Origin of the sequence: Rhizobium sp. CB3090, from assembly GCF_029714285.1 — a bacterium.
Classification (GTDB): Bacteria; Pseudomonadota; Alphaproteobacteria; order Rhizobiales; family Rhizobiaceae; genus Rhizobium.
Genome location: NZ_CP121662.1, coordinates 1,746,022 through 1,772,061, shown reverse-complemented (window position 1 = coordinate 1,772,061; position 26,040 = coordinate 1,746,022). Strand labels below are relative to the sequence as shown.

The window sequence follows — 26,040 nt, the reverse complement described above, 5'->3', positions numbered from 1 at the left end:
AGCCCTTTAAAGATTCGCTATAGAGGCATCTAAGCCCTTTTAAATTAATTAGTTAGTTGATTCTCTTTAAGCCGAGTTCTTCAAATCACACGATCCGGCGGCAGGCCGCGGGCATTGACGTCGTCAATCAGATGCGCCGGGAAACGCGCGGCGATTTCATCGAGTGTGTGCTGTGCGGTGCGCCGAATCTCGCGGGCGCGCATGAGATTGAACAGGCGAGATGCTTCGTGAAGTGCTGTGTCAGCCATGGTTCGTAGCTCCTTTCGGCTGTCTCATCAATTTCGTTAGGTCTAATATGGTGCTTCGTTGACATTCAGACAAATGAAATGATATGGTGTTTAAAATCAGAAAAATTGAAGGACGCCGTTATGACCGTACCGCTTCGCCGGCCCATACCGTTGCTCGACAATGAAGTTCTGCGCACTTTCGTCGCCATTGCCGAAACCGGCAATTTCTCGACTGCTGCCGATGCGGTCTATCGCACGCCGTCTGCTGTCTCGATGCAGATCAAGAAGCTGGAAGAGCAACTTGGCGTGACGTTATTCCTGCGCGATGCGCGCTCCGTCAGCCTGACGCAGCATGGTGAAATGCTGCTCTCCTATGCTCGCAACATCCTGGCGCTCTCCAACGAGGCCGTGTCACGCTTCATCATGCCTGAGCTCAGCGGCGTCGTGCGGCTCGGCGCCCCCGACGATATCGGCGAGCGCCTGCTGCCGAGCATTCTGAGGAGTTTTTCGGAAAGTTATCCCGGCATCATGGTCGACGTTACCGTCGACATGAGTCTTCAGTTGAAGAGGCGTATCGTAGAGCAGCGACTGGATCTGGCGTTGATCAACTGCGCAACGCGGCCTTTCCCGACCGAGGGCGAGGTTATCTATACCGAACGCTTGGTCTGGGCCGGCGCAAAGTGCGGTACGGCCTATCGCCGTGATCCGTTGCCGATCTCGATTTGGGAAGATGGCTGTATCTGGCGATCGGAGGCTTTGGCGCAGCTCGATCGGCAAAAGCGGCCTTACCGCGTTTCTTATCTCAGCGCTCATACGATGGCACAGCGCGCCGCCGTCGTCTCGGACCTGGCGGTTGCGCCGTTTCCGCGCTCTTACGTCACGGAGGATATGGAAATCCTTGGGCCGAATGAGGGGCTGCCGGAACTCACACCCTTCGACATTCGCTTGCTGACCGCCTCGCAGATGACCGGTCCAATGAAGGCGGTCGCCGACAGCATCCGTCAGGCATTCATAGAGATTGGGCGGAAAATGGCCGCATGAGCCGCCGTCAGTCGCGTATTACTCGCGGCTGCGGCGACGTCTGCGTCCGCCGCCTTCGCCAGCGGTATCGTCGGCAAGCTGCTTGCGCTCCGGCAATGTCACGACCTTCGACAGTTCGGGGAAGGCATCGACCTTGTTCGGCAGGGCCATGGCGTAGACGAAATGCTCCTGAAACTTTGATTCAAGCGCCGTCTCTATTTTCTCGATTTTGCTGACGGTTTCCTCGATTTCGCGGCGGTGGCCGCGATTGAGGAGCGCCATGCGTGCGCCGGTGCCGGCGGCATTACCGACCGCCTTGACCTTGTCGAGGGTACAATCCGGTATCAGACCCAGCACCATGGCATATTTCGGATCGATGAAGGAACCGAAGGCACCTGCAAGGCCGATGCGGTCGACATGGGTGATGCCCTGCTTGTCCATCAGCAGCTTGACGCCGGCATAAAGCGCGGCCTTGGCGAGCTGAATGGCGCGGATATCATTCTGCGTCACCGTGATACGGGGTTCGCCGTGGCGCAGCAGATAGGAGAAGGTACGGCCGTTCTGCAGGATGCGCGGCGAGCGCGCCGTCATGTTGCCGTCGACGACGCCGTCTTCAGAGATGATGCCGGTCAGGAACATCTCGGCGACCACTTCGATGATGGCCGAGCCGCAGATGCCGGTAACGCCGACCTTGGCTGCGGCTTCTTCGAAGCCAGGCTCATCCGACCACGGCTCAACGCCGATCACGCGATAGCGCGGCTCCAGTGTGACGGGATCGATGCGCACACGCTCGATGGCACCGGGAGCGGCGCGTTGGCCGCTGGAAATCTCGGCGCCTTCGAAGGCTGGACCGGTCGGCGAGGAGGCTGCGACAACACGATTGCTGTTGCCGAGCACGATCTCGGCATTGGTGCCGATATCGACCAGCAGCATCATTTCGTCCTGCCTGTGCGGCCCTTCGGCCAGCGTCGCGGCGGCAGCATCGGCGCCGACATGGCCCGCAATGCAAGGCAGCATATAGATGCGCGTGCCGGCATTCATCGGCAGGCCGATTTCGGCCGCTGTCAGATGCACGGCGCCGGAGACGGCAAGTGCGAAGGGGGCACCGCCGAGTTCGGTCGGATCGATGCCGAGGAAGAGGTGGTGCATGATCGGGTTGCCGACGAAGACGGCGTCCAGAATATCCTCGCGAGATGCGCCGCCCTCGGCGCAGACCTTGTCGATCAGCCCGTTCAGCGCCTCGCGCACGGCATTCGTCATGGCGCCGCGGCCATCCGGATTCATCATCACATAGGAGACGCGGCTCATCAGGTCTTCGCCGAAGCGGATCTGCGGATTGGAAGCGCCTGCGGACGCCACCGTGCGACCCGACAGCAGCGAAGAGAGATGCATGGCGATTGTCGTCGAGCCGATATCGCAGGCAATGCCATAGGCCTCGTTCTTCAGGCCGGGATAAAGTGCGATCAAGCGCGGACGGTCGCCCTCACTATCCCTATGAATCGCGGCCGTAACCTTCCACTCGCCCTTGCGCAGGATCGATTGTACCTGCGGGATGATATGAAAATCGATTTCGAGGTTGTCGTATTTCCAGTCGGCGGCCAATGCGGCTTTCAGCCGGTCGAGATCGCCCGATGGCTTGTGCATATCCGGCTCTTCGACCTCGACGTAGCACATGTGCACGGCCGTATCGCGGGCGATGACGCGCTCGTCGGCGGCCTTGCGGACCACCTGCGCATTGATCACCGTATCCTGCGGCACGTCGATGACCAGATCGCCCTGGATCAAGGCCGAACAGGAGAGGCGACGCCCGTCGGGTAAGTCGCGGACTTCGGCGTAACGCTTTTCCTTGGGGCCGATCGGCGAGAGGTGGTCGTTGGCGGAGACGATCTTGTGCTTGGCGAAATTGCCTTCCTGCACCGACACTTGGCAGCGCCCGCATGTCGCGCGGCCGCCGCAGACGCTCTCGACATAGACGCCAAGCTGCCGTGCTGCCTCCAGCACCGGTGTGCCGACCGCAAAACGGCCACGCTTGCCGGAGGGCATGAAAAGGACGAGGGGATTCGTGCTGTCGCTGGCTTGGGCCACGGATCAGCCTTTCTGTCTGGTGAGGCGGCGCACGTTCGATCGGACGCGCTTGCTGTAAGGCTTGACGGCGGCTTGAGCGATCGCATCGGCTGCGCGACGCGATGAGGAGCTGCTGCCCGTTGCCATCGCCGTCATCGCCATGACGTTCTGTTTGATAATGGCTATGTTGACTGCGACGGCGCTTTCCGCCGCAGCCATCATTTTTTCCGAGATCATCCGGTTGAATTCCGCGATGTTCAAGGTACCGCCGGTTATCGCCGCCATCCACATCTGCTGCGTACGCATCGCAATGACGATGGGCGCTTGAAGCCACAACGTCGCAAGATGGTTGGAAAGGCGGCTGCTCGGATACATCGTTATTCTCTCGAAGCGCCCGCGCCCGCACGCGCCGCGCGTCCCCCACGTCGACCGCCGCCTGCTGCCGGCGCTGCCGTGGAGGCAGCAGCTAAAGCGCCGCCTTCGGCTGGCTTGTAATCGCGATAGGTCATGATCCAATTGGTGCAATTCGCGTCGGTGCCGTTCAGCACGTTGGCGGCGCGAACGGCTTCCATTTCCTGCGGGCGGCAGGGGTTCATGATCGCCGAGGTCATGCCGGCGCCGATCACCATGGGGATGAAGCCGGCATTGATGCCATGGCGGTGCGGCAGGCCGAAGGAAATGTTGGAGAGGCCGCAGGTGGTGTTGACCTTCAGCTCGTTGCGCAGGCGGTGCAGCAGTGCAAAAACCTGACGGCCGGCATCGCCCAGCGCGCCGATCGGCATGACGAGCGGATCGACGACGATATCATGCGGCTTGATGCCGTGGTCCATGGCGCGTTCGACGATCTTCTTGGCGACGGCGAAACGCACGTCGGGGTCCATGGAAATGCCGGTCTCGTCATTGGAGATGGCGACCACGGGTACGTCGTATTTCTTCACCAGCGGCAGGATGGCTTCAAGCTTCTCTTCTTCGCCGGTCACGGAATTGACCAGCGGCCGGCCCTTGGCGACCTTCAAGCCAGCCTCGATGGCGGCCGTTACCGAGCTGTCGATCGAGAGCGGCACATCGACGAGACCCTGAACGATTTCCAGCGTCTTCACCAGCAGGCCCGGCTCGGTCTCGTTCGGGTTGACCGAGGTGACGCCGGCGTTGACGTCGAGCATGGTGGCGCCAGCGGCTACCTGTTCCAGCGCGTCCTTGATGACCGTCTCGAAATTGCCCTCGATCATCTCGGCGGCCAGCTTTTTGCGCCCCGTCGGGTTGATGCGTTCGCCGATCACGCAAAAGGGTTGGTCGAAACCGATGATGATTTCGCGAGTGGCTGAAGCAACGATGGTGCGCGTCATGTCTGATCCTCTGGTCAGTTGGCCCGATAAAGGTGGTCTATCGTGCGATGATTTCGGTTACAAGCCAGGCCGGCTCCTCTGCGGGCCTGTTAAAAACATTCTGGTTCAATGCGCCAGGTGCGGCGGATGATGGGCGGCGGCTTCGGCCATTTGCTGTTGGTTTTCCTCCATGCCGCCGCGAATATGCTCCAGTCGCTCGGCGACGAGCGCATCGGTGCGGCTCGATTCATGCTTCCACGGCTGGCGACCTTTCAAGACGCCCGAATCGTGCACCATCTCGGCGACATATTCTTCCTGGCGGTAGGCCATGACATGGATGCCGGAAACGCCCTCGATCTCCTTCACCTCGTTGATGATGTCGATGCAGAGCTGCTTGCCTTCCTTCTTCTGATCCTGAGCGCCTTCGATGCGCTTGATCACTGCGTCCGGAATATGCACGCCCGGAACGTTCGAGCGCATCCAGCGCGCGGTTTTGGCAGAAGCCAACGGTCCGACACCGACCATGATGAAGCATTTCTCATCCAGGCCGAGATCCCTGACCTTCTTCATGTATTCGCGAAACATCGGCACGTCGTAGCAATATTGGCTTTGGACAAATTGCGCGCCGGCTTCGATTTTCTTTGCCAGGCGATGCGGCCTGAAGTCGTAAGGCGGCGCAAAAGGGTTGATGGCGGCGCCCAGAAAAACCTTCGGCGGCGAGGTCAGTTTGCGGCCGGAGAGGAACTTTGCATTGTCGCGCATCATCCGCACGGTTTCGAGCAGCGACATGCAGTCGAGGTCGAAAACCGGCTTGGCGCCCGGCTGGTCGCCGGCCTGCACGCCGTCACCGGTCAGGCACATGATGTTGCAGACGCCCATGGCGGCCGCGCCCAGCACATCGCCCTGGATAGCGATGCGGTTCTTGTCGCGGCAGGCGATCTGCATAATCGGCGCATAGCCCATGCGCGTCAGCAGCGCACAGATGCCGACCGAGGACATATGGCAATTGGCGCCGGAGGCATCGACGGCGTTGATGCCGTCCACCCAGCCGTCGAAAATGGAGGCGCGCTCGTAGACATCTTCGGCATTGGCGCTGTCGGGCGGGTTCAGCTCGGCCGTGACGGCGAACTCGCCGCGGCGCAGCACGCGCTCCAGCCGCCCAAGCGACGAGTGGCCCGGCAGGGGATCGAGCGGCAAATGCGCGCCAAGCGGATTTTCATCAATATGCGCCATTCGATCAGGCTTCCTTCTTCTTCGCTTCGCGCGCTGCCGCAGCTTCCGCCGTCACGCGCAGCCAGGAGGAGGTTTCCCGCAGCGACTGGTTTACCGGCTTCTGCACGTTCAAGATCGCATCGCCACCGTTCATATTGCGCGAGCCCTTCCAGGCCTGAACCCAGACGCAGGGCATGTCGGGCTCGACTTCGCAATTGCCGTTGGCGCGCACGCCGCCGCAGGGGCCGTTGCGCAACTGCTTCGGACAGTTCATCGGACAGGACATGCCGGTCGACGACAAGGCGCACTGGCCGCACATGCGGCAATCGAAGAGAAAGCCCTTCACATTGCGCTCGACGAAGGTGATCGGCCGTTCGACGCGGGCATAACCGATGGAGTTCCAGAGCGGATGCAGCAGGAGGAAGGCGTCGGCAAAGCGATGATAAAACCACTCGAGGAAACGCGAATGACGCACGGCCCAGAGACGGACAGTGTATTTGCGCCGTGCACGGCGGTTCGGCGAAACACCTGATGGCGTATAGGCGCCGCTGGCCGCCTTTGCACCCGCTGCGGCGTTGCCCGGCTTTTGGACTGCATCAGCCATTGTCACGTCCTCCGGCTTTTACCAATGCCACGAGGCGCTCGCGATCATAGGCTGCTTCGAGTTCGCTTGCGGCCTTGTCGGCCTCTGCTTCCAGATCATCGGAGACCGGCACGGGATCGGCCTTGCGCCATTCGGCCAGATAGTCGTCGGTTTCGGCGGCGCCGGTGCGCATGGCGCACATGTCGATCGCTTCCGTGAAGCGCAGCGACAATTCACGCTTGGCCGATTGCCGTCCTTTCTTAATGATGATCTGGGCAGGAATGTCCCGCCAGTAGACGACAATGCGATCTGCCATGCAAATTCTCCTCTTTGAACAAGAATGCACGTCCGCCGATCCGGAGACTGCGCTTGCGGCGACGCGGCCCATGCCAAAAAACGACGCGGCGTCGAAACTGTCTTCACACAACCGACACCTCTCGTCACCTCTGAGTGACATCGTCTTGTTTTTCGCTGAGATTCGGGGCTTTCAGCATGGCGATGTCCAGCGGCCGCCGCAAGTGGGGCGGCAACGGACAATGTCGTAATCAGACGGCCGGCAACTCACGGGCAAGATCGCCATAGCCGGTGAAGCGGTATTCGTAGTCCAGGCCGAGATAGGCTGCTGCTGCTTTTGCCTTTTCCTGCAGCGCCGGATCCTCTTCCTGTGAGAGATAGACGACCTTGCGATAATTGCCGAAATACATTTCCTTCAACTCCGGATGCCGGTCGAGGCCGAGCGGCACGATGACGAAGGATTCGAACTGGCGGGCCAGGAAATCGGTTAGGAAAAACGAGGTGATGTCATCGTCGCGAGCGGCAAAGGCTTCGTTGCCGCTGAAGAAGGAATAGCAGTGCGGGCCGGAAAGACGCTCGATGCCTTCTTGCTCGCAGATCTTGTCGATATCGCCGCCGGTGCCGCAATCGGCGTAGCCGATGAAAATCTTCTCGAATCCGCGTGAGCGGGCATCCGCAATCGCCTCCCTGAGGGCAGGGGCAATCTTCTGTGGATAGGAATGGTAGATCGCGGGAAGACAGTGCAGGTCGATGTGATCGAGGTTATTAATTCTGACGATCGCGAGTATTTCGCGCGCGATTGCGCCGCACGCGATCACATAAACCTTTTGCACGCTTGTGCGTTTGTCTCGCGGAGTTGTTGTCTCCGCCTTTTGTCGATCAATATCCATTTCCGAGAGGGCTTCCGATCATGACCGCACCGACACTTACCAAAATCGCCACCGCCTGCGCAGTCCTCATGGTACTCGCTTCATGCGCCAACACGATTCGCGGCATCGGCAGGGATACCGCCAATGCCGTCAACGCGACCGAGGATGCCGGCCACAAGGTCAAGAAAGCGGCTACCAACTGATTTGGGGTGCCGATCGGACGGCGGCAACCCTATGGATGCCGCCGTCTTGGCATTCGTCGCGATCAGGCGCTGGCAGCGTGGCTGTTGTGCTTGCGCTTCATGAAGTCCTTGGCGGTTTCGACGGCCACGGCCGCGTCACGGCAGTAGGCATCGGCACCGACAGCTTTGCCGAACTCTTCGTTCAACGGCGCGCCGCCGACGAGGACGACATAGTCATCCCGCATGCCCTTTTCCTTGAGCGTGTCGATGACGACCTTCATGTAGGGCATAGTCGTCGTCAGCAGCGCCGACATGCCGAGAATATCGGGCTGTTCGCGCTCGATGGCGTCGAGATAGTTTTCGACCGGGTTGTTGATGCCGAGGTCGATGACATCGAAGCCGGCGCCTTCCATCATCATGCCGACGAGGTTCTTGCCGATGTCGTGAATGTCGCCCTTGACGGTGCCGATCACCATCTTGCCGAGCTTCGGCGCACCGGTCTGCGCCAGCAGCGGACGCAGGATCGACATGCCGGCCTTCATCGCGTTGGCGGAAAGCAGAACTTCGGGAACGAAGAGAATGCCGTCGCGGAAGTCGATGCCGACGATGCGCATGCCTTCGACAAGCGCCTGGGTCAGGACGTCGTAAGGTGCCCAGCCGCGTTCGAGGAGGATATTGGTCGCTTCCTCGATTTCCTCCTTCAGTCCGTCATAGAGGTCGTCGTGCATTTGCTGCACAAGTTCCTCATCTGAAAGTTCCGAGAGAATGATTTCTTCGTCAGACATGCGCTCCATCCCGTTTTCGTGCGATGCATCAGGGGCTTCTATAAAACAATGCTGTTACTACCGATAGACCGGAAGCCTAACAAAACCCTTTTCGAAAGCGACGTAGCGCAGATAAATCGCGACGGATGGAATGGATGGATATGAAGCAATTTCGCCCCGGCCATGTCTGTCCTATGCTAGTCACTGGCGCATAAAGGAATGTCCGTGCGACGGAATCGAGTAGCATGGGGCAAGTGTACAGACGCATTCATGCGCAAGAGTGAGGAAGCATCATGGACGATATGATTGAGCAACCGGCCGCAGGTGATGGTGGCGGACGGCGTTCGCGCGGCGAGGGCAGGGGGGCGGCGGCGCGACGCGCATCACGTAGCGGTGGCGGACCAGGTCCGTCGCTTCCGTATATTCAGCGCAAGATCGGCGTCTACGAAGTGCTGGACGAGGAAGGCCTGCAGCTCATCGAGCGCAATGCCGATACCGTACTCGAAGAAATCGGCATCGAGTTTCGCGACGATGCGGAAGCACTGGAACTCTGGAAGGAAGCCGGCGCCGATGTTAAGGGTCAGCGGGTGCATTTCCCGAAAGGGCTCTGCCGCGAACTCCTGAAGACAGCGCCAAAGGAATTCACCTGGCATGCACGCAACAGCGCCCGCAACGCTCAGGTCGGCGGCAAGGCAACGATCTTCGCGCCGGTCTATGGCCCGCCCTTCGTTCGCGATCTCGAAGGCAATCGCCGTTACGCGACGATCGAGGACTTCCGCAATTTCGTGAAGCTCGCCTATATGGCGCCGTCGATCCACTCGTCCGGTGGCACGGTCTGCGAGCCGGTGGACATCCCCGTCAACAAGCGCCATCTCGATATGGTCTACAGCCATATCAAGTATTCGGACAAACCGTTCATGGGTTCGGTGACCGCGCCGGAACGCGCCGAAGATACGATTGCCATGGCGAAGATCGTTTTCGGTGACCAGTTCGTCGAAAACAATTGCGTTACGCTGAACCTGATCAATGCCAATTCGCCGATGGTGTTCGACGAGACCATGCTCGGTGCATTGAAGGTCTACGCACGGCACAACCAGGCCTCCGTCGTCTCGCCCTTCATTCTCTCCGGCGCGATGAGCCCGGTGACGGTTGCCGGCACGCTGACGCAGATCCTGGCCGAAGTTCTGGCTGGCGCTTCCTTCACGCAGTTGATTCGCAAGGGATCGCCGGTGCTTTACGGCACCTTCGCCGCCTCCATCTCCATGCAGTCGGGCGCACCGACCTTCGGCACGCCGGAACCGTCGTTGGTATCCTACGGCTCAGCTCAGCTCGCCCGTCGTCTCGGCCTACCGTTCCGTACCGGCGGTTCGCTCTGCGCCTCCAAGGTGCCGGATGCGCAGGCGGCGCACGAATCGGCCAGCACGCTGAACATGACGCTGCTTGCCGGCACGAATTTCGTGCTGCATGCCGCTGGCTGGCTCGAAGGCGGTCTCGTCAGCTCCTACGAGAAGTTCATGATTGATCAGGATCAGCTCGGCATGATGCAGAAGATGGCCGAGGGCGTCGATCTCTCAGAAAACGGCCAGGCGCTGGACGCTATCCGCGAAGTTGGTCCCGGCAGTCACTATCTCGGCTGCGGCCATACGCAGGCCAACTTCCAGACCGCCTTCTACCGCTCGGCGCTGGCCGACAACAATTCCTTCGAGCAGTGGGAAATCGAAGGTCAGAAGCGCATTGAGGAACGCGCCAATGCGCTTTGCCGCTCCTGGCTCGACCATTACGAAGCACCGCCGCTCGATCCCGCGATCGATGAAGCGCTGCTGGCCTACATCCAGAAGCGCAAGGATTCGATGCCGGACGCTTTCACCTGAAGAGAGCCCGAAGCCGCCAGGGAGCAAGGCGGCGCAGTACGCGTCGCCGATCTAATTCAGAAAGAGGTCTGGCGGCCGCACTATCAATATAAGGGGCCGCGATGAGCGGCGGCTCCGTGATTGTCAGCGAACTCCGTGCGGCGCTTGCGCCGCACGGAGTTTTTATTCGCGGGATCATTTCCTTCGATGAAGGCGAGGGACCGCTACTGGCCGACGGGATGCCGGCGCGGAGCGTGATCCTGCTCGGCAATATCGGCGGCTCCATCTGGGAGCCGTTTTCCCGGTGGCGACAAGCGTCCGAAAATTCCGGCCATACCGATCCGTTAGATGAGTGGTCGAAGGCGATTATAAAGCCTCTTGCCTCGGCATTCGAAGCGACAGCCTATTTCCCCTCTGATCCGCCGTGGCAGCCGTTCCAGCGATGGGCAATGCAGGCGGAAGGTTTGAAGGCATCGCCGCTCGGCATCCTGATCCATCCGGATTATGGCTTATGGCACGGCTATCGCGGGGCACTCGGGTTTGCCGGCACGATCGAAGAGGATGGTCCAGGTAGGATCGCTGCGCATCCCTGCGATCATTGCGCCGAAAAGCCCTGCCTGACCGCCTGTCCCGTCGACGCTATCACATCGGTCGGTTTTGATGTTGCCGCCTGTCGGTCGCATCTTCAGACGGATGCAGGGAAAACCGGCTGCATGATCGGTGGCTGTCTGGCGCGCAATGCCTGTCCAGTGGGATCGGCTTATCGCTACTCGCCGGCGCAGCTTGCTTTTCACATGGCGGCACTTCGATCCTGAGAAGGAGAGGAATTTCCTTCTTTTGCCGCATTTTCGTTGCGCCCTTAAAGCTTGCGAAATTCGCTGCGGAGCCCAAGCGTTTGATTCGGTTGCTGACCATGCTTGCCATCCTCATCTGCGCCACCACGGCGTTTGCTGATGAGGCCTGCCGCAAGGTTCAGCATCTCGGCGACAGCTATACGGTCTGCACCTTCGATCCCGCCAAAGACGGTATCCGGCTTTATGAGAACGACCGTAGCGGCAAGCCCTACGGTTCGTTCCGGGCGCTGGAAAACGATCTCCGCCAGGACCGCATCCAAATCCGATTTGCGATGAACGGCGGCATGTACAGGGATGATCAGTCGCCGGTCGGCCTCTACATCGAAGAAGGCAAACAGCAGAGAGCGATCAACACCAACAAGGGCTGGGGCAATTTTCATCTGCTGCCGAATGGCGTCTTCTATATTGAGCAGGGCCGTGCCGGCATCATGGAGAGCAAGGCCTTCGTGGCCTCCGGCATCAAGCCGATCTACGCGACGCAATCCGGCCCGATGCTGGTGATCGACGGCAAGCTGCATCCGTCGTTCCTTGCCGACAGCACCAGTTTCAAGATTCGCAATGGCGTCGGCGTCTCCGCAGACGGCAAGGTCATCTTTGCCGTGTCGGACGGCGCCGTCCGCTTCCACGATTTTGCGACTCTGTTCCGTGACGATCTGCGCTGTGCTAATGCACTCTTCCTCGACGGCAGCATCTCCAGCCTCGATATACCGGAATGGCAGAGGCGGGATGAGCTATTCCCGCTCGGCCCGATCATCGCGGTGACGGAACTGCTGCCGGGCTGAGGAGTCTTAGACGAACTGTTCGATATAGGTGAGAATATCAAACAAACCGTCCTTCGGACCAGGATTGGGCGGAAAGTTCTGCGTGAAGCGAAGGAAAGCCCGTGGCTTGTCGGACCTATCGAGTTCGGGAGCTTCCCGGCTCAGACGTTCCCGGATCGATGGCGGCAGAAGATTGATCGTCGTGTCGTCGACGATCGGCTCGAGAATGACGGGTTCGCCGTTGAATGCGATCGCTTCCGTTGCGGCGGTCGCGATGCCGGCGAGCTTGCGAATCTGGTCGTAGGATTCCGGCGGCAGCGGCGAAGGGTGATAGGCCGCCATGCGATGATACATGATGTAGGCCTCGACCCAATTCTGCGCGTTGACGTGCAGGCGCATGGCGACCGCCTGGCGTTGCAACATGAATTGCGTGATGCGGTGCACCAGGGATGTCCGGTAATCGGCAGGAAGCCGGCCGTCGCGAAGGGCTTGCGAGGCAAGATATTCCAGGCCGCCTCTGTAGGTGTCCCATTGGAACATGCATTCCTTGTTGCCCTGCTGCAGGCGCGGGTCGTCGGAAACAGCCGTTACGCGTGCGAAGGGCTCCGGCATGAAGAGGATGTCGGCCTTGTCGAGCGCACGGGTCGTATAGAGAAACGCCCAGAAGATGAAGGGCGTCGGGCTGGAGATCGACTTGGCCAGAACATCACGTCGGATGATCATGAACTCGGGAAAGACGTGCCGCTCCAGAATGAATTCCAGCATCGAATGGAAATCGCCCTTCGCATGACGCGTCGGATAGGACAGGTGATAAAAGGGCTGCATGTCTCCGCCGCCGGGCCTTCCATCAACGAGCATCCACGGCGCCTGCACCATGCCGATCCTCTGGTCGTCCGCCATCAAGCGGATATACTCGACGACCTTTTCCGGAATGAGCAAGTCGTCATCTCCGAGGAAGACCGCGTATTGACCGCGGGCACGCTGCATGGCGAAGGCATAATTGCTGAGAAAACCGGAATTGCTTGCGCGGCGGTAGGCGCTGATTTCCGGGTGATGCGAGATGGATTGGACATAGGCCGCGGTGTTGTCCGTCGAGCAGTCATCGACGATCACGATCTCGAAGGGAATGTTTAGCCGGCGAAAAGAATCCAGGTGGAAGCTTACGTTGCGCTCAAGCATGAACTGACGATTGTAGGTCGGAACGCAGATCGAAAGGACGGGGGATTCAATAGAGGACATCGACTTCTCCAGGGCATCGGCGCGATTCGGAGCGCAAGCTTTGCCGTTCGATAGGAGAGATTGCTTTCGCGAGGCTGTCCTTGTCCGCCTTTGATCCTCTTTGACCGTGCGGAGCGGCTTCGATCCAATCAGAACAAACGATCAAAACATATCTCAGACAGCTTGACGCAAGCCATGGCTGGAATCCTGTGCGCAATAGGGTGGGGTCAAGGAAGGACTTTTTATGCAAATCAACTCGGGCTGGAATCTCGCTGTGTCCGGCGAACAACTGATGCCTTTTGGAGCGACGGAAGGATCGGTTGCTGCAGATCAGGCTCGTATCGCCGTTGATCTCGAAGTTCCGGTGACATGGTTTCCAATCGATCAGGACGGGGACCGCCATCGCTGGATGTTTGTGCGTCTGTGTTCCGTTCTTGCACAGCGTCCGGTGTCGGTGAACATGTCGCCTGTCATGTTTGGCGTCCATCATATGCCACGCAACGCCCGCCCAGGCGGCATTGTGATTTCGTACCATTCAGTGGGCGACGAACCGAATGTGTGGCGCATCAAGGAGACCCCTATTGCCGGATGGTATTCCTTCGATGCCAATGGTTTCTCAGGCTGGAGTTCGCTTGCGCGCTTTCCGCAGAACCATGCCGCCGCGATCGATAGCATGGACACTAACGTTGCGCGTCAGCGTATCGGGGCATTGCGCGACGAACTCCGCAAACGCAATTTGTCCAAATACAACCAGTCCTCGGAAGGTTTCGACGTCTCCCGCCCTTACGTCTATTTTCCGTTGCAGAAGGTCGACGACCCGGTCTCGGAATTCTGCCGGCTGAATACGCTTGAGGTTCTTTACCGCGCGGCCGAACTGGCGGATCAGACGGGTATTTTGCTGGTCGTGAAGCGTCACCCTCTTTGCGACAGCAATGTCGTTGGGCAAACGCTCGATGATCTGCGTCGGAAGTTCAAAAACGTTATCATCTCCAACGCCTCGATTCATCGCCATCTTGAAGGCTGCAATTGCGTTATCGTCGCCAATTCGGGCGTTGGAATGGAAGCGCTCCTCTATGGAAAGCCAGTTTTTTCCTTCGCGGCGAGCGAATATGAGTTGGCAACGACCGCGATCTCATCCCTCGACGAACTCAACCAGGCATTCTCAGCCGCCTTGCCGGTTGATGACGGTCGCGCGGCAAGGTTTCTCGCATATTATCTCGATCGCTGCTGCTTCTCGATCTACGATATGTCAACCATCGAGCGGTGCGTGGATCATGCGATTTCGAAGATTTCCCTCCCGACGGGAATCATGCCCCGCGACGACCGCAGAGAGCTCTTCCGCGCATACGGCCAGGTCGAGGACATGCGGCGCATGTTCAACCAGTCTCAGGCGGAACTTGCCAACGTGCAGAGAATCGCTCGCCAGGCAGTCGAGCTTGCCGACCGTCTGGCCGCTGAAAAGAATGAAGTTGTCCGCCCGGCCGGACAGGCCGCGAACGCCGACGTCATGCTGGAAACTGCAACCCAGGCTGCGATGATCCTGCATCAGGCTGCTCTTGTGGCAAGCATCGGCGAAATGGTCCGCGGAAATACCTCGCGCGAGGCGTTCATACGCTATGCGGAGCTTGCCGTGAAAATGCGTCAGAATCCGCAGGCCGCGGCGGCTATTGATGCCGAATTGCTGCAAAGTGGTTACGCATCGGGTTTGGATCCGAACCTCGCTAGCCGGAACATCACCGCGAATGACTATCAGCGCCTGCATGACACCGACAGAGGATATCAGGAAAACAATTGGCTGGTGGATCACTCCGATATCATCAGCATGGCTTCTCCGAGAGTGGTCGTAGAGGTTGGTTGCGGCAATGGCCGGTTTCTGCACGAGATCGCGCGCCGTGTAGAGACCGTCATCGGGCTCGATTGGGCGCGCTCGCCGCAGATGGGAGAACTTCCGGCCAACGTCATGTTCCGGACGATCAATGTTCTCGTCGACAACCTCCCACAGGGCGACATCTGCTGCTCGGCCGACGTTCTTGAACATTTCGAACCTCGCGTGCTGCCGCAACTCCTGCGCAAAATGCACGACAGTGCGCGAATCAACTATCACGTCATTGCCTGCTACGATGACGGACACAGCCATTGCGCAGTTCTCCACCCCGGACAATGGCTCGGTCTGTTTAAAAGCATCGATCCGGCCTATGAGCTTGCCGCTGTGGTAACACGGCCCTCTCGTCCCGATCGTATGGCTTGCGTCATCACAAACCTGAAACCGGCCCTGGACCGTTTTCCGAACCTCGGTCGCATAGTGGGTACCTGGGCGACCAATACGGGTCAGCAAGTGACATTTTTGAACGATTTCACTGTCCGTCTCGGCGGGCGCGTCGTCGCCACCTGGTTCCCGATGGCGGACGGATCCGCCGCCATGAACTGGACCAACTCGAAGATGATCGATTTGCTGCGGCCGGCTCAGGATGGCCAGGTTATGCAGATCAACAATCTGAACGGTGAAGCCTACGAGGTACGTCGCGTCAATTGAATGTCGTCCCGCCAGCGCAGCCGGACAAAATCAGACAGGCCGAGTAATAGGGGCAATTCATGACATCATTCGCAGCGAGTAACCTGCAAACTCTTACGCAGGCGGAGCGTGTGGCAATTGCCGCACAGTGGTCCGATGCTCCGCATTTGCAGGCAGAGATGCTTTCCGGCACATCCTGGCAATTGAGCGATCTGGACGGGCGGCAGTTGTTGCCGTTCCTTGTGCTTGCCCCCGAGGGACTAGTCGGGAATGCCCCTCACGGATCACTCGACCATTGGTACGTGGCCAACGGAAAACTTTGTATCCTCGATAGTCAAGGAATGCCAACGATCGTATTCACCGCGGCTCGCGTCGTGAATTCAGCGGTTGTGGCGCTTGCCGGTCATGCCGTCCTTGCCGGCGTCGAGGCCATCTACATTCTGAACCTTGTCGATCATCCGCCGCATCCGGTCGCGCCGACGCCACCTTACATGGAACGTCGGGCGAGATTCATCAAACAGCCGCCAGCGGGCGAACGTCGGGCAAATCTCGTTGTCGTTCGCGCCAACGGTTCATCGTTACACCCGCGCTGGTTCGAAGGGCTCGACGACAATACACGCACCTGGGATCTCTGCGTAAGCTGGTACGGAAACGAAATTCCCGAGACCTCGGTGTCGCCGGAATATCTGACCCATGCTCCGAACCAGCGGAAGTTCAAGCCGATCTTCGATCTGTTTTATGACGATAGTCCGCTTTGGAACTACGATCGCATCTGGTTGCCCGACGACGATCTGTTGTGCAGCGGACCGGATTTGAACAAGATGTTCCATCTGTCGCGCAAATACGGGCTCGATCTGGCTCAGCCATCGCTTCGCCAGGAGCCTGGCTGCCACATCAATCATCCGATAACCGCGCAGCGCCAAGGCGGAGAGGTTCGTTTCGAACCCTTCGTCGAGATCATGTGCCCGCTCTTTTCGCGACGCGCGCTCCGCATCTGCATCGGCAGCATCAAGGATGCGGTTTCGGGCTATGGCCTGGACCATTTGTGGCCTTCATTCCTCGGCCGGCCTGCTGCGCGCATGGGCGTCATCGACGGAGTCGGCATTGTTCACACGAGGCCTATCGGCGCGAGCTATGACGTGCGCTCCGCAATTGCCGAGCAAGCGGCGCTTTGGAACAGCTATGGGTTTACCTACACGAGAATTCCAGGCGTGAACTGATGGGCCTGCTTGCATGGCCCCATGTCGTAGGCACTGCCAGGCCAGCAAGCTGATCACTCTCCCAATCCCGAGGACCTGAAAGTTTCATGATCGATTTTTCCAACGTTGACCTGCTGATCGTCGGCGCAGGTTTTTATGGCGCGACGATTGCCGAGCGGGTTGCAAACGAACTGCAAAAGAATGTCCTGCTGATCGATCGCCGCAGTCATATCGGCGGCAATGCCTATAGCGAATTCGACGGGGAGACCGGAATTGAGGTCCACCGTTATGGCGCGCATCTTTTCCACACGCCGAACGAAACGGTCTGGACCTATCTGAACAGGTTCACGGGATTTACCGACTACAAGCACCGGGTCTATTCGACCTATCGGGATCAGGTCTATTCGATGCCGATCAATCTCGGCACTATCTCGCAGTTTTTCAACCGGCGTCTTTCTCCGGCGGAAGCGCGGACGCTGATCGCGGACCAGGCTGCCGAGATGGCCGGGCGCAATCCAGCCAACCTGGAAGAAAAGGCGATTTCCCTGATCGGCCGGCCCTTATACGAGGCGTTCATCCGCGGCTATACCGCAAAGCAGTGGCAGACAGACCCCCGCGATCTGCCCGAGCATATCATCACCCGGCTCCCCGTCCGCTACACGTTCGATAACCGATATTTTAATGACAAATATGAGGGTTTGCCGGTCGACGGATATACGGCGATCTTCGAGCGGATGCTGAAGCACCCCAAGATCAATATCGCCCTCGGCGTCGATTTCTTTTCGCTGAAATCCTCGCTGCCGCCGGGCCTGCCGATTATCTATACGGGTCCGATCGATCGGTATTTCGACTATTCGGAAGGGGAATTGGGCTGGCGCACGATCGATTTCGAAAAGGAGACCATCAATACCGGCGATTTCCAGGGCATGGCCGTCATGAACTATGCCGACGAGGCGGTCCCCTATACGCGCATCCTGGAGTTCCGCCACTTCAATCCCGAAAGAAGCTATCAGAGCGAAAAGACCGTCATCGTAAGGGAATATTCGCGCTCAGCGCAGCGGAAGGACGAGCCCTATTATCCGATCGACACCCGGCAGGACAAGGATGTCTTCCTGCGGTATCGGGCGCGCGCGGAAGCGGAAGTCAACGTCCATTTCGGAGGACGGCTCGGTACCTACCGATATCTCGACATGCACCAGGCAATCGGTGCGGCCCTGAAGGCGTTCGAGAGCCGCGTCGTGCCGCATTTCACCGAGGGACAAGCCATTGGTGGTGAGAAATAAGCTTTGCTGAGGTCGGAAGATCGGGATGCGCATCGTCTTCGGACGATGCCGTCATTCGAGATGTGGGCGGGATGACCATTCAAAGGACATCCCGCCCGATTGCTTTTATCCTCGGCGACGGCGCTCGCGCACCGGAGCGGCCCCGCCTTCATTGGCAGTCTTGTTGCGCAGCGGGCCGATCCGATCGATGATCGTTTCCAGCGTCGGGCGCGGGCCAGGCGTGTAAGTGTCGAGCGCTTCGCGCATGGCGGCGAGGTGGCCGCAGGAGGTGCCGCAGCAGCCGCCGATGATCTTGGCGCCGGCGTCGCGGGCAAGGCGGGCGTAGTCGGCCATCAGCGGCGGCGTGCCGGAATAATGAATCTCGGCACCGCGATATTCCGGAATGCCACAGTTGCCCTTGACGATCACGATCGAAGCCGGATCGGCATCAGTCATGTCGAGCAGGCTCGAGAGGATATCCGATGCGCCGACGCCGCAATTGGCGCCAACGGCAAGCGGACCTTCGCCGACATCCTTGGCAACACCGTGAATGTCTCTCGGATGCAGGCCCATCATCGTCTTGCCGGCGGTATCGAAGGAACCGGTATAGGTGTAGGGCAGGCCAACCTTGACGGCGGCTTCCGCGGCAGCGCGGATTTCTTCCGGCGACGACATGGTCTCGATCCAGGCGACATCGACGCCGCCGGCTTTCAGGCCTTCGATCTGCTCGGCGAAAGCGGCAACAGCGTCCTCATAGGTCAGCGCGCCAAGCGGCATCAGCAATTCGCCGGTCGGGCCGACGGAGCCGGCGACAATCACTTTGCGGCCAGCCTTGTCGGCGACGGCGCGGGCAATCTCGGCAGCTTGCTTGTTCAAGCTGTGAACGCGGTCCTGCGCGTGGTGCAGCTTCAGCCGGTGGCGGGTGCCGCCGAAGGTGTTGGTGAGAATGATGTCGGCGCCGGCATCGACGAAATCCTGATGCAGCTTGATGATGCGATCGGGATGCTGTTCGATCCAGAGTTCCGGCGCTTCGCCGGCCTCCAGGCCCATGGCGAAAAGATTGGTACCGGTCGCGCCATCAGCGAGCAGCACGCCCTTTTCGGCAAGAAGATCGGTCAAGGGATTGGCTGTGACGGTCATGGCGTCTCCTCAAATGTCAGATAAACCGGATTGAAATGCAGATATAAACATTTCTTTATATGAGTACAATCCCGCATAAAGGCAGAGGTTGCTCGATAAAAGAAAAAAAGCGCCCAGGGTAGGGTGGGTCAACCCCTAACCGAAATGTGGAATTCAACCAGATACTGGCGCCGAATCTTCGTGAAACATTCTGCGCACTCACCTGTCGCTTGGTGTTTTTGCGACAAGAAGGGAACTGCAATATGGAATTGATTATTGAGATTGGGACTATAAAAGATGTTGAACCATGGGCGCAGCTTCGCGTTGCGCTATGGCCACATCACTCTCTTGAAGATCATCGCGCTGAGTTGGGCCGCGCGTTTCTTTCAGAAAGTGGAGAAGCCATCGCGTTCATCGCTCGAAATGCTGCGAACGAAGCTGTCGGTTTTGCTGAAGCCAGTTTGCGACATGATTATGTAAATGGATGCAGCAGCTCGCCCGTTCTATTCCTCGAAGGGATTTATGTCCGGCCCGTTGACAGGCGAAAGGGTATCGTTCGATCGCTTTGCAATGCCGTTGCCGATTGGGGGAAGTCGCTTGGGTGTGTTGAGTTTGGCTCAGACGCGCTGCTTGAGAATTCAACCAGCCATGCGCTCCATACGGCTTTAGGATTTGAGGAGACACAGCGCGTCGTGTTCTTCCGAAAGCCACTGTAGGCCGGTGTCGCCTATTTATGAGGATGGATTGTCGCGAAACTCACTCGCAAAAGTTGGGGTTTCGCGACAGATATTTGTTACAGAAAGCATTCCACATTTCAGTTAGGGGGTGGCGGGCAGGGCGCTTTCTGTATTGCGGTGGGGTGTGTTTTAGGCGGCCGCCATCTCCGCCGTTTCATGCGTCGTCGGCGTCACCATTGCGGCAATGATACCTTGCAGGTCGATCGCGCCGATCGGCCGGCCGGCGGCATCGGTGATGACGGCAGCGGTCTGTCCGCCGTCGGTCATCTGTTTTGCCGCGATTTCCAGCGTCATGTCGCCGGATATGCGCATTCCGTGCGGCTCGCCGGCAATCGGCTTCATGATCGTCTGAGCCTGAATGACGCGGCCGCGGTTCACTTCCTTGACGAAGGCGGTGATGTAGTCGTCGGCGGGTTTCAACACGATTTCCTGGCCGCTGCCCTGCTGCACGACCTTGCCGTCGCGCAGGATGGCAATTTTATCGCCGAGACGCAGTGCTTCGTCGAGATCGTGGGTGATGAAGACGACGGTTTTCTTCAACTCCTTTTGCAGATCGAGAAGCACGGTCTGCATGTCGACCCGGATCAACGGGTCGAGCGCCGAATAGGCCTCGTCCATCAGCAGAATATCGGCATCGTTGGTGAGCGCGCGCGCAAGGCCGACGCGCTGCTGCATGCCGCCGGAAAGCTGGTTCGGATAGTGGTTCTCGAACCCCTTCAGGCCGACACGCTCGATCCAGTATCGGCCTTTCTTCTGGCTTTCGGTCCGGGCCACGCCCTGGATGTCCAGGCCGTAGACGGTGTTTTCCATCACCGTACGGTGTGGCAGCAGAGCGAATTTCTGGAACACCATCGCCGTCTTGTGGCGACGAAACTCGCGCAGCGCGTTTTCGCCCATATTGCAGATATCGACCCCGTCATACAGCACTTCGCCGGCGGTCGGCTCGATGAGCCTGTTGATGTGGCGGATCAGTGTCGACTTGCCTGAACCCGATAGACCCATGACCACAGTGATGGCGCCGGCCGGCATGTCGATGTTGATATCCTGCAGGCCGAGGACATGGCCATGCGTCTCGTTGAGCTCGGCCTTGCCGATGCCGTTTTTCACGGCATCAACATAGTCGCGCCCGCGCTGGCCGAAGATCTTGTAGAGATTTTTGATCTGGATCGCGTGACTAGCCATGGATGACCTCCGAGTGCTTCTGGAGCCGTCTGCCATAGGCCTGGCTCGTGCGGTCGAAAATAATGGCGATCGCGACCAGGGCGAAGCCGTTGAGGAAACCGACAGTAAAGAACTGGTTGTTGATCGCCTGCAGCGTGTTCTTGCCGAGCCCACCGACGCCGACCATCGAGGCGACGACGACCATGGCGAGCGACATCATGATGGTCTGATTGATGCCGGCCATGATGGTGGGCAGCGCCAGCGGGATCTGCACATTGAACAGCTTCTGGCTATGCGACGAGCCGAAGGCGTCGGCCGCCTCCAGCACTTCCTTGTCAACGAGGCGGATGCCGAGATTGGTGAGCCGGATCATCGGCGGAATGGCATAAATCACAACGGCGATAAGGCCAGGGACTTTGCCGATGCCGAAAATCACGACGACGGGAATGAGATAGACGAAGCTCGGCATCGTCTGCATCACGTCGAGAATGGGATTGATGATCGATTGCAGCCGGTCGGAACGCGCCATCAGTATGCCGATCGGGAGGCCGATGACGATGGCGATGAGGGTGCAGACGGTCACCATGGCGAGCGTCACCATCGTATCGCCCCACAGGCCGCAGACACCAATCAGGATCATGGAAATGGCGGTACCGGCTACGATCTTGAGATTGCGGCTGGCGGCATAGACGACGGCCATCATGACGAGGAGTATGATGAACCAGGGCGTATTGGTGAAAAGCCATTCCAGATAGTTCAGAAACCATTGCAGCGGCTGAACCACGGCGTCGATGACATTGCCGTAGGCACGCACTATTCCCCTGAAGCCATCATCGATGTTCTTGCGCGCGGCGCGAATGAGGCTGTCGTCGATCGCCGGAAAATTACACAGAACATCCGGCAAAAAACTGCATTGAATAGCCATGAATTTCCCCTTTTTGTCCGGTTTTTGCCAGACTATGCGTGTGGCCCTCACGCGTGGCTGGTAGGCAGCACTGCGACCGGTTCGTCAGGCTGCTTTGTTTTAAACCATTTGCAGGCGCCATTCTTCGCTTGTTGCGACCTAAGGCCGCGGTGCTTCGTCGGTATGGGCGTCAAGACAGCGGCTGCGAATGCGGAACTGGCGGCTTGCCCGCCGTCAGTTCCGTCGCCTCATATCAAAGTGAGGCCTTGACCTTGGCGGCTACGTCCGGAGAAACCCACTTGGTCCACATGTCGGGGTAGGTCTTCAGGAAGTATTTTGCGCCGTCTTCGTTCGTACCCTGATTTTCGGTCATCCAGGCCAGAACCTTGCCGACCGTGCCGTTGTCCCATTTGCGCGTCTTGACGTAGTCCATGGCAACGCTCGCCTTGGAGGCGAAAGACTTGGTTACGACGGTATAGACGTCAGAAATCGGATAGGAATTGACTTTCGGATTGGCGCAATCCTGCTGCGAGGTGCACGCGTCCCATTCCTTCTTGTCATGCGGCACGTTGAAGCTCAGGCGAACCATGTCGTATTTGCCGAGGATGGCGGTCGGAGCCCAATAGTAGCCGAGCCAGCCAATCTTCTTTTCGAAGGCATTGGCAATCGAGCCGTCGAGCCCGGCAGCCGAACCCGTGTCCACCAGCGTGAAGCCGAGCTTCTCGGCGCCGAGCGCCTTATAGAGGTTGGCCGTGGAAATCTGGCAGTTCCAGCCCGATGGGCAATTGTAGACCGCGCCCTTCGAAGAATCCTCCGGAGCGGGGAAAAGCTCTGGATGCTTCAGCGCGTCCTGAACGGTCTTGATATCCGGGTGAGCGTCGGCGAGAAATTTCGGAATCCACCAGCCTTCGACGCCGCCGTCGCTGAGCAGGGGGGCTGCCTCGATCAGGCGGCCCTCGGAAACGGCCTTGTCGAGCGCGGTGCGCACGGCATTGACCCAGAGTTCGGGCGCGACGTCGGGCTCGCCCTTTTCGTCCATGGAAGCGAATGTTGGCTGCGTATCGCCGGTGACCAGCGTCACGTTGCAGCCATAGCCGTTCTGCAGGATGATCTTATCGACCTGTGCGGCGACGCCGGCGGATGCCCAGTTCATTTCGGCGATCGATACGTCGCCGCATTCCGCAGCCTGTGCCGAGCCAGCCAAGGCATAGGCACCAAATGCGAAGATGGCGGAAGCGATGAGCTTCTTCATTGGATAATGTCTCCCAGTTCTTGTTAAGTTACCGGAATCGACACCAGCAGATAGGATGCCTTGCCGATCCCCGTCAGCGTGGTCGCACCACACCGTTCACCCGCCGCTGACGACGTCTGCCCGGTCCCCTGTTTTGCTGCCGTGCGTTTTCTCTTTATGCGGCTACGGAACCTCTCGCAGCCGCGCTTTTTGCATCGACAGGATGCAGCCTAAGGGTTTGAAGGAAGAAATCAACCTGCAGCCGGTTCTATGGACTTACCACACCTTGTCGAAAAGCTTATATAAGCGCTTGCTTTAGCCTATTTTCTGCTATGCATGGCTGTAAAATGGGCATGGAAGATGCAGGATCACGCGCTGTAAGCTGGTGAAGATTGATGATCGCTGAAATCCGCGTCCGGCAAAGACCTTTTTTATTCCATTCGCGCCTTTTCAGGCTCCTTGAGACAAGCCGAAAAAAATTCGAAAAATTTCCGGATTCACTCTTATTTAAGCCCTTAATAACCCTCCAGTAACGATGTCCGGCTATCAATCAGAACGCGGCGGGGGACATTCCTGCCTCTCCGGATCAGGTAGTGCGTACCGGAGGAAGCGAGCCTTGCAGTGTGAGATGCAAGCGAGCCGGCGTTTTTGGCAAACCGCGTCGATCCCCGAGATCGCGCGGTTTTCGCGTTTTGGGCTTCAGCTAACGGAATTTGCTGGAATCGATATAAGATGTCGCTCGTAAGCGGACGAATGCGATCATTTGCACGCATTTGAATGGCGGAAACAACAAAGCCGCCTATGCGGTCGCATGGCGGCTTGATGTGTGGCGGGCTGGCTGCCTTGACGGCCAATCAGCCGGCGCTATAGGTGCGGATGAGGCCAATCAGGCCGAAGCGGGTATCGAGCTGCTGCAGGCGATTGTCGGGGCGGCGCGACGGCAGCTTGGAGTTCCAGGCGATCTGAATGGAATTCTTGTTTTTGAAGATGAAGAGCATCGGGGTTTCCTCGTGCCGGATCGACCGGCTTTCGTTGTTCGAATTGGCGATGGAGATAATCCTCTTCGGCATCGGGAACAATGGATGAAGTCGTCATGCGTTGTCGCAAATAGAGCATTTTTGGGAGTGGTGCGTTTTTGCCTCAGATACCCGGCGTTTCGCTGTTAATCTTCGCGGCGGATTCAAGGCAAAATCCAAGGTTTTCAGGCGTAGTGCCATATCGGAGCAATGAGGGATGACGAAGGCAATCATGCTGCAGGGGACCGGCTCCGATGTCGGAAAAACGGTATTGGTCGCCGGACTCTGCCGGCTGTTTGCCAACAGGGGCGTCCGGGTGCGTCCGTTCAAGCCTCAGAACATGTCGAACAACGCTGCGGTGGCCGAAGACGGCGGCGAGATCGGCCGGGCGCAGTGGCTGCAATCGTTGGCCGCGCGCGTGCCGTCGTCGGTGCATATGAATCCGGTGCTGTTGAAGCCGCAATCGGAAACCGGCAGCCAGATCATCGTCCAGGGCAAGGTCTGGGGACAGGCGAAGGGCCGGGATTATCAAGCGCTCAAACCGCAACTGCTCGGCGCTGTCCTGGAAAGCTTTGCGACTATGCGCGCCGGAACCGATCTGGTGATCGTCGAGGGTGCCGGTTCGCCGGCCGAGATCAACCTCAGGCAGGGCGATATCGCCAATATGGGTTTTGCCACCCGCGCCAATGTCCCCGTCGTGCTGGTCGGCGATATCGACCGGGGTGGCGTGATCGCGTCGCTGGTGGGCACCCATCATATCCTGCCCGAGGAAGACCGGCGGATGATCCGCGGCTATCTGATCAACAAGTTTCGCGGCGATATCTCGCTGTTCGGCGAAGGTGTGGATGCCATCGGAGGCTTTACCGGCTGGCCCTGTTACGGCGTCGTGCCCTGGCTGAAGGCAGCAGGCCGGTTGCCGGCGGAGGATTCGGTCGTGTTGGAACGGCTTGCGCGAGGCTCTGACGGCGCATTGAAGGTCGCCGTGCCGGTCCTGTCGCGCATCGCCAATTTCGACGATCTGGATCCGCTGCGCGCCGAGCCGGATGTCGATCTGGTCTTCGTTCGCTCCGGTGAGCGGTTGCCCGCGGATGCGGGGCTCGTGGTCCTGCCAGGCTCGAAGTCGACCATCGGCGATCTCATGGACCTGCGGGCGCAGGGCTGGGATCGGGATATAGCTGATCATGTCCGCCGTGGCGGCCGCGTCATCGGCATTTGCGGCGGCTACCAGATGCTCGGCCGCATGGTGCACGATCCGCTCGGCATAGAGGGATCGGTAACGGCGACGCCGGGGCTCGGCCTGCTGGATGTCGAGACCGAGATGGCGCCGGAAAAGACCCTGCGCAACAGCGTAGCTTTTTCCAGAGAATACGACGCGCCGCTCTCGGGCTATGAGATCCATCTCGGCGTGACGCGCGGCGTCGATTGCGACCGGCCCTCGACCATGATCGACGGCCGGCCCGATGGCGCGCTCTCCAGCGATGGCTTGATCATGGGCACCTATCTGCACGGGCTTTTCACCAGCGATGCTTATCGGGCAAAGCTGCTGGCAAGCTTCGGCCTGACCGGCGAGCGGACGGACTACCGCGCCGGCGTCGAGGCCGCTCTGGACGAGGTCGCGACAGAGCTGGAAGCTGTCCTCGACCCTGCGTGGCTCGATAGCCTGGTGCAGTAGATTT

At 59.0% G+C, this 26,040-nt stretch carries 25 protein-coding genes; 10 read left to right on the top strand and 15 right to left on the bottom strand.

Annotation, left to right across the window (positions count from 1 at the left end; translation table 11 throughout):
- Positions 1-80: 80 nt before the first annotated feature.
- Positions 81-248 carry a hypothetical protein gene (locus QA646_RS08600; protein ID WP_283058650.1) on the bottom strand — a complete coding sequence of 56 codons (168 nt, stop codon included), beginning with the start codon at positions 246-248 and terminating at the stop codon, positions 81-83.
- Between the two features lie 78 nt (positions 249-326).
- Here QA646_RS08600 and QA646_RS08595 point away from each other — a divergent pair, with 78 nt between their 5' ends.
- Positions 327-1,268: a LysR family transcriptional regulator gene (locus QA646_RS08595; RefSeq protein ID WP_283058649.1), complete on the top strand. Its 942-nt coding sequence runs from the start codon at positions 327-329 to the stop codon at positions 1,266-1,268.
- An 18-nt stretch (positions 1,269-1,286) separates the two neighbouring features.
- Here the strand turns inward: QA646_RS08595 and QA646_RS08590 are convergent, their stop codons facing one another.
- From QA646_RS08590 to QA646_RS08560, 7 genes are all read right to left on the bottom strand, one after another.
- A complete protein-coding gene (locus QA646_RS08590) occupies positions 1,287-3,290 on the bottom strand; it encodes an ASKHA domain-containing protein (RefSeq protein WP_283058812.1) in 2,004 nt (667 codons plus the stop codon).
- A 45-nt stretch (positions 3,291-3,335) separates the two neighbouring features.
- Complete coding sequence (locus QA646_RS08585; protein ID WP_283058648.1) at positions 3,336-3,686, bottom strand: hypothetical protein; 351 nt, start codon at positions 3,684-3,686, stop codon at positions 3,336-3,338.
- 2 nt (positions 3,687-3,688) lie between these two features.
- Complete coding sequence (locus QA646_RS08580) at positions 3,689-4,657, bottom strand: methyltetrahydrofolate cobalamin methyltransferase (protein ID WP_283058646.1); 969 nt, start codon at positions 4,655-4,657, stop codon at positions 3,689-3,691.
- Positions 4,658-4,762: 105 nt separating this feature from the next.
- Entirely contained in the window at positions 4,763-5,869 is a 1,107-nt protein-coding gene (locus tag QA646_RS08575; RefSeq protein ID WP_283058645.1) for a methylenetetrahydrofolate reductase, read from the bottom strand.
- Positions 5,870-5,873: 4 nt separating this feature from the next.
- Complete coding sequence (locus QA646_RS08570; RefSeq protein WP_283058644.1) at positions 5,874-6,452, bottom strand: methylenetetrahydrofolate reductase C-terminal domain-containing protein; 579 nt, start codon at positions 6,450-6,452, stop codon at positions 5,874-5,876.
- A complete protein-coding gene (locus QA646_RS08565; RefSeq protein ID WP_107108355.1) occupies positions 6,445-6,747 on the bottom strand; it encodes a virulence factor in 303 nt (100 codons plus the stop codon). Before QA646_RS08565 ends, QA646_RS08570 begins: the two co-directional genes overlap by 8 nt.
- A 229-nt stretch (positions 6,748-6,976) precedes the next feature.
- Positions 6,977-7,615 carry a DUF1638 domain-containing protein gene (locus tag QA646_RS08560; protein ID WP_283058643.1) on the bottom strand — a complete coding sequence of 213 codons (639 nt, stop codon included), beginning with the start codon at positions 7,613-7,615 and terminating at the stop codon, positions 6,977-6,979.
- A 20-nt stretch (positions 7,616-7,635) separates the two neighbouring features.
- Here QA646_RS08560 and QA646_RS08555 point away from each other — a divergent pair, with 20 nt between their 5' ends.
- Entirely contained in the window at positions 7,636-7,797 is a 162-nt protein-coding gene (locus QA646_RS08555) for an entericidin (RefSeq protein WP_283058642.1), read from the top strand.
- A gap of 62 nt (positions 7,798-7,859) precedes the next feature.
- Here QA646_RS08555 and QA646_RS08550 read toward each other — a convergent pair whose 3' ends face one another.
- On the bottom strand, positions 7,860-8,561 hold the full coding sequence (locus QA646_RS08550; protein WP_283058641.1) for a B12-binding domain-containing protein: 702 nt from the start codon (positions 8,559-8,561) through the stop codon (positions 7,860-7,862).
- Between the two features lie 272 nt (positions 8,562-8,833).
- Between QA646_RS08550 and QA646_RS08545 the strand changes: the two genes are divergently transcribed.
- The 3 genes from QA646_RS08545 (at position 8,834) to QA646_RS08535 (ending at position 12,026) form a co-directional block, all read left to right on the top strand.
- The gene (locus QA646_RS08545; RefSeq protein ID WP_283058640.1) at positions 8,834-10,411 is read left to right on the top strand and encodes a trimethylamine methyltransferase family protein; all 1,578 of its coding nucleotides are present in this window, start codon (positions 8,834-8,836) and stop codon (positions 10,409-10,411) included.
- Between the two features lie 101 nt (positions 10,412-10,512).
- On the top strand, positions 10,513-11,205 hold the full coding sequence (locus QA646_RS08540; protein WP_283058639.1) for a 4Fe-4S dicluster domain-containing protein: 693 nt from the start codon (positions 10,513-10,515) through the stop codon (positions 11,203-11,205).
- Between the two features lie 98 nt (positions 11,206-11,303).
- Entirely contained in the window at positions 11,304-12,026 is a 723-nt protein-coding gene (locus QA646_RS08535; RefSeq protein ID WP_283058811.1) for a phosphodiester glycosidase family protein, read from the top strand.
- A 6-nt stretch (positions 12,027-12,032) separates the two neighbouring features.
- Here QA646_RS08535 and QA646_RS08530 read toward each other — a convergent pair whose 3' ends face one another.
- Positions 12,033-13,244, bottom strand: coding sequence for a glycosyltransferase family 2 protein (locus QA646_RS08530; RefSeq protein WP_283058638.1), 1,212 nt, complete (start codon positions 13,242-13,244; stop codon positions 12,033-12,035).
- A 223-nt stretch (positions 13,245-13,467) separates the two neighbouring features.
- Between QA646_RS08530 and QA646_RS08525 the strand changes: the two genes are divergently transcribed.
- The 3 genes from QA646_RS08525 to glf all read left to right on the top strand — a co-directional run bounded on the left by QA646_RS08525 (position 13,468) and on the right by glf (position 18,217).
- Positions 13,468-15,756 (top strand): hypothetical protein, encoded by a 2,289-nt coding sequence (locus QA646_RS08525; RefSeq protein ID WP_283058637.1) that lies wholly within the window; start codon positions 13,468-13,470, stop codon positions 15,754-15,756.
- Between the two features lie 59 nt (positions 15,757-15,815).
- Positions 15,816-16,955, top strand: a complete 1,140-nt coding sequence (locus QA646_RS08520; RefSeq protein WP_283058636.1) for a DUF707 domain-containing protein — start codon at positions 15,816-15,818, stop codon at positions 16,953-16,955.
- An 86-nt stretch (positions 16,956-17,041) separates the two neighbouring features.
- Positions 17,042-18,217: a UDP-galactopyranose mutase gene (gene glf / locus QA646_RS08515; RefSeq protein ID WP_283058635.1), complete on the top strand. Its 1,176-nt coding sequence runs from the start codon at positions 17,042-17,044 to the stop codon at positions 18,215-18,217.
- A 105-nt stretch (positions 18,218-18,322) separates the two neighbouring features.
- Here the strand turns inward: glf and bmt are convergent, their stop codons facing one another.
- Positions 18,323-19,336 carry a betaine--homocysteine S-methyltransferase gene (bmt, locus tag QA646_RS08510; protein WP_283058634.1) on the bottom strand — a complete coding sequence of 338 codons (1,014 nt, stop codon included), beginning with the start codon at positions 19,334-19,336 and terminating at the stop codon, positions 18,323-18,325.
- A 242-nt stretch (positions 19,337-19,578) separates the two neighbouring features.
- Here bmt and aac(6') point away from each other — a divergent pair, with 242 nt between their 5' ends.
- Positions 19,579-20,031, top strand: a complete 453-nt coding sequence (gene aac(6'), locus QA646_RS08505; protein WP_283058633.1) for an aminoglycoside 6'-N-acetyltransferase — start codon at positions 19,579-19,581, stop codon at positions 20,029-20,031.
- Between the two features lie 150 nt (positions 20,032-20,181).
- Here aac(6') and QA646_RS08500 read toward each other — a convergent pair whose 3' ends face one another.
- The 4 genes from QA646_RS08500 to QA646_RS08485 all read right to left on the bottom strand — a co-directional run bounded on the left by QA646_RS08500 (position 20,182) and on the right by QA646_RS08485 (position 24,418).
- On the bottom strand, positions 20,182-21,234 hold the full coding sequence (locus tag QA646_RS08500; RefSeq protein WP_283058632.1) for a glycine betaine/L-proline ABC transporter ATP-binding protein: 1,053 nt from the start codon (positions 21,232-21,234) through the stop codon (positions 20,182-20,184).
- Positions 21,227-22,138 (bottom strand): proline/glycine betaine ABC transporter permease, encoded by a 912-nt coding sequence (locus QA646_RS08495; RefSeq protein WP_283058631.1) that lies wholly within the window; start codon positions 22,136-22,138, stop codon positions 21,227-21,229. The genes QA646_RS08500 and QA646_RS08495 overlap by 8 nt, the downstream gene beginning before the upstream one ends.
- Before the next feature lie 232 nt (positions 22,139-22,370).
- Positions 22,371-23,369 carry an ABC transporter substrate-binding protein gene (locus QA646_RS08490; protein ID WP_283058630.1) on the bottom strand — a complete coding sequence of 333 codons (999 nt, stop codon included), beginning with the start codon at positions 23,367-23,369 and terminating at the stop codon, positions 22,371-22,373.
- An 833-nt stretch (positions 23,370-24,202) separates the two neighbouring features.
- Positions 24,203-24,418, bottom strand: a complete 216-nt coding sequence (locus QA646_RS08485) for a hypothetical protein (protein WP_283058629.1) — start codon at positions 24,416-24,418, stop codon at positions 24,203-24,205.
- Positions 24,419-24,581: 163 nt separating this feature from the next.
- On the opposite strand from QA646_RS08485, the gene QA646_RS08480 reads away from it, so the two are divergent.
- The gene (locus QA646_RS08480) at positions 24,582-26,036 is read left to right on the top strand and encodes a cobyric acid synthase (RefSeq protein WP_283058628.1); all 1,455 of its coding nucleotides are present in this window, start codon (positions 24,582-24,584) and stop codon (positions 26,034-26,036) included.
- Positions 26,037-26,040 lie beyond the last annotated feature (4 nt).

What these genes read in the sequence shown, in the direction of transcription:
- QA646_RS08600 (WP_283058650.1), bottom strand. Translation starts at nt 248, where the DNA reads ATGGCTGACACAGCACTTCACGAAGCATCTCGCCTGTTCAATCTCATG.
- QA646_RS08595 (WP_283058649.1), top strand. Translation starts at nt 327, where the DNA reads ATGATATGGTGTTTAAAATCAGAAAAATTGAAGGACGCCGTTATGACC.
- QA646_RS08590 (WP_283058812.1), bottom strand. Translation starts at nt 3,290, where the DNA reads ATGCCCTCCGGCAAGCGTGGCCGTTTTGCGGTCGGCACACCGGTGCTG.
- QA646_RS08585 (WP_283058648.1), bottom strand. Translation starts at nt 3,686, where the DNA reads ATGTATCCGAGCAGCCGCCTTTCCAACCATCTTGCGACGTTGTGGCTT.
- QA646_RS08580 (WP_283058646.1), bottom strand. Translation starts at nt 4,657, where the DNA reads ATGACGCGCACCATCGTTGCTTCAGCCACTCGCGAAATCATCATCGGT.
- QA646_RS08575 (WP_283058645.1), bottom strand. Translation starts at nt 5,869, where the DNA reads ATGGCGCATATTGATGAAAATCCGCTTGGCGCGCATTTGCCGCTCGAT.
- QA646_RS08570 (WP_283058644.1), bottom strand. Translation starts at nt 6,452, where the DNA reads ATGGCTGATGCAGTCCAAAAGCCGGGCAACGCCGCAGCGGGTGCAAAG.
- QA646_RS08565 (WP_107108355.1), bottom strand. Translation starts at nt 6,747, where the DNA reads ATGGCAGATCGCATTGTCGTCTACTGGCGGGACATTCCTGCCCAGATC.
- QA646_RS08560 (WP_283058643.1), bottom strand. Translation starts at nt 7,615, where the DNA reads ATGGATATTGATCGACAAAAGGCGGAGACAACAACTCCGCGAGACAAA.
- QA646_RS08555 (WP_283058642.1), top strand. Translation starts at nt 7,636, where the DNA reads ATGACCGCACCGACACTTACCAAAATCGCCACCGCCTGCGCAGTCCTC.
- QA646_RS08550 (WP_283058641.1), bottom strand. Translation starts at nt 8,561, where the DNA reads ATGTCTGACGAAGAAATCATTCTCTCGGAACTTTCAGATGAGGAACTT.
- QA646_RS08545 (WP_283058640.1), top strand. Translation starts at nt 8,834, where the DNA reads ATGGACGATATGATTGAGCAACCGGCCGCAGGTGATGGTGGCGGACGG.
- QA646_RS08540 (WP_283058639.1), top strand. Translation starts at nt 10,513, where the DNA reads ATGAGCGGCGGCTCCGTGATTGTCAGCGAACTCCGTGCGGCGCTTGCG.
- QA646_RS08535 (WP_283058811.1), top strand. Translation starts at nt 11,304, where the DNA reads ATGCTTGCCATCCTCATCTGCGCCACCACGGCGTTTGCTGATGAGGCC.
- QA646_RS08530 (WP_283058638.1), bottom strand. Translation starts at nt 13,244, where the DNA reads ATGTCCTCTATTGAATCCCCCGTCCTTTCGATCTGCGTTCCGACCTAC.
- QA646_RS08525 (WP_283058637.1), top strand. Translation starts at nt 13,468, where the DNA reads ATGCAAATCAACTCGGGCTGGAATCTCGCTGTGTCCGGCGAACAACTG.
- QA646_RS08520 (WP_283058636.1), top strand. Translation starts at nt 15,816, where the DNA reads ATGACATCATTCGCAGCGAGTAACCTGCAAACTCTTACGCAGGCGGAG.
- glf (WP_283058635.1), top strand. Translation starts at nt 17,042, where the DNA reads ATGATCGATTTTTCCAACGTTGACCTGCTGATCGTCGGCGCAGGTTTT.
- bmt (WP_283058634.1), bottom strand. Translation starts at nt 19,336, where the DNA reads ATGACCGTCACAGCCAATCCCTTGACCGATCTTCTTGCCGAAAAGGGC.
- QA646_RS08500 (WP_283058632.1), bottom strand. Translation starts at nt 21,234, where the DNA reads ATGGCTAGTCACGCGATCCAGATCAAAAATCTCTACAAGATCTTCGGC.
- QA646_RS08495 (WP_283058631.1), bottom strand. Translation starts at nt 22,138, where the DNA reads ATGGCTATTCAATGCAGTTTTTTGCCGGATGTTCTGTGTAATTTTCCG.
- QA646_RS08490 (WP_283058630.1), bottom strand. Translation starts at nt 23,369, where the DNA reads ATGAAGAAGCTCATCGCTTCCGCCATCTTCGCATTTGGTGCCTATGCC.
- QA646_RS08485 (WP_283058629.1), bottom strand. Translation starts at nt 24,418, where the DNA reads ATGCCGAAGAGGATTATCTCCATCGCCAATTCGAACAACGAAAGCCGG.
- QA646_RS08480 (WP_283058628.1), top strand. Translation starts at nt 24,582, where the DNA reads ATGACGAAGGCAATCATGCTGCAGGGGACCGGCTCCGATGTCGGAAAA.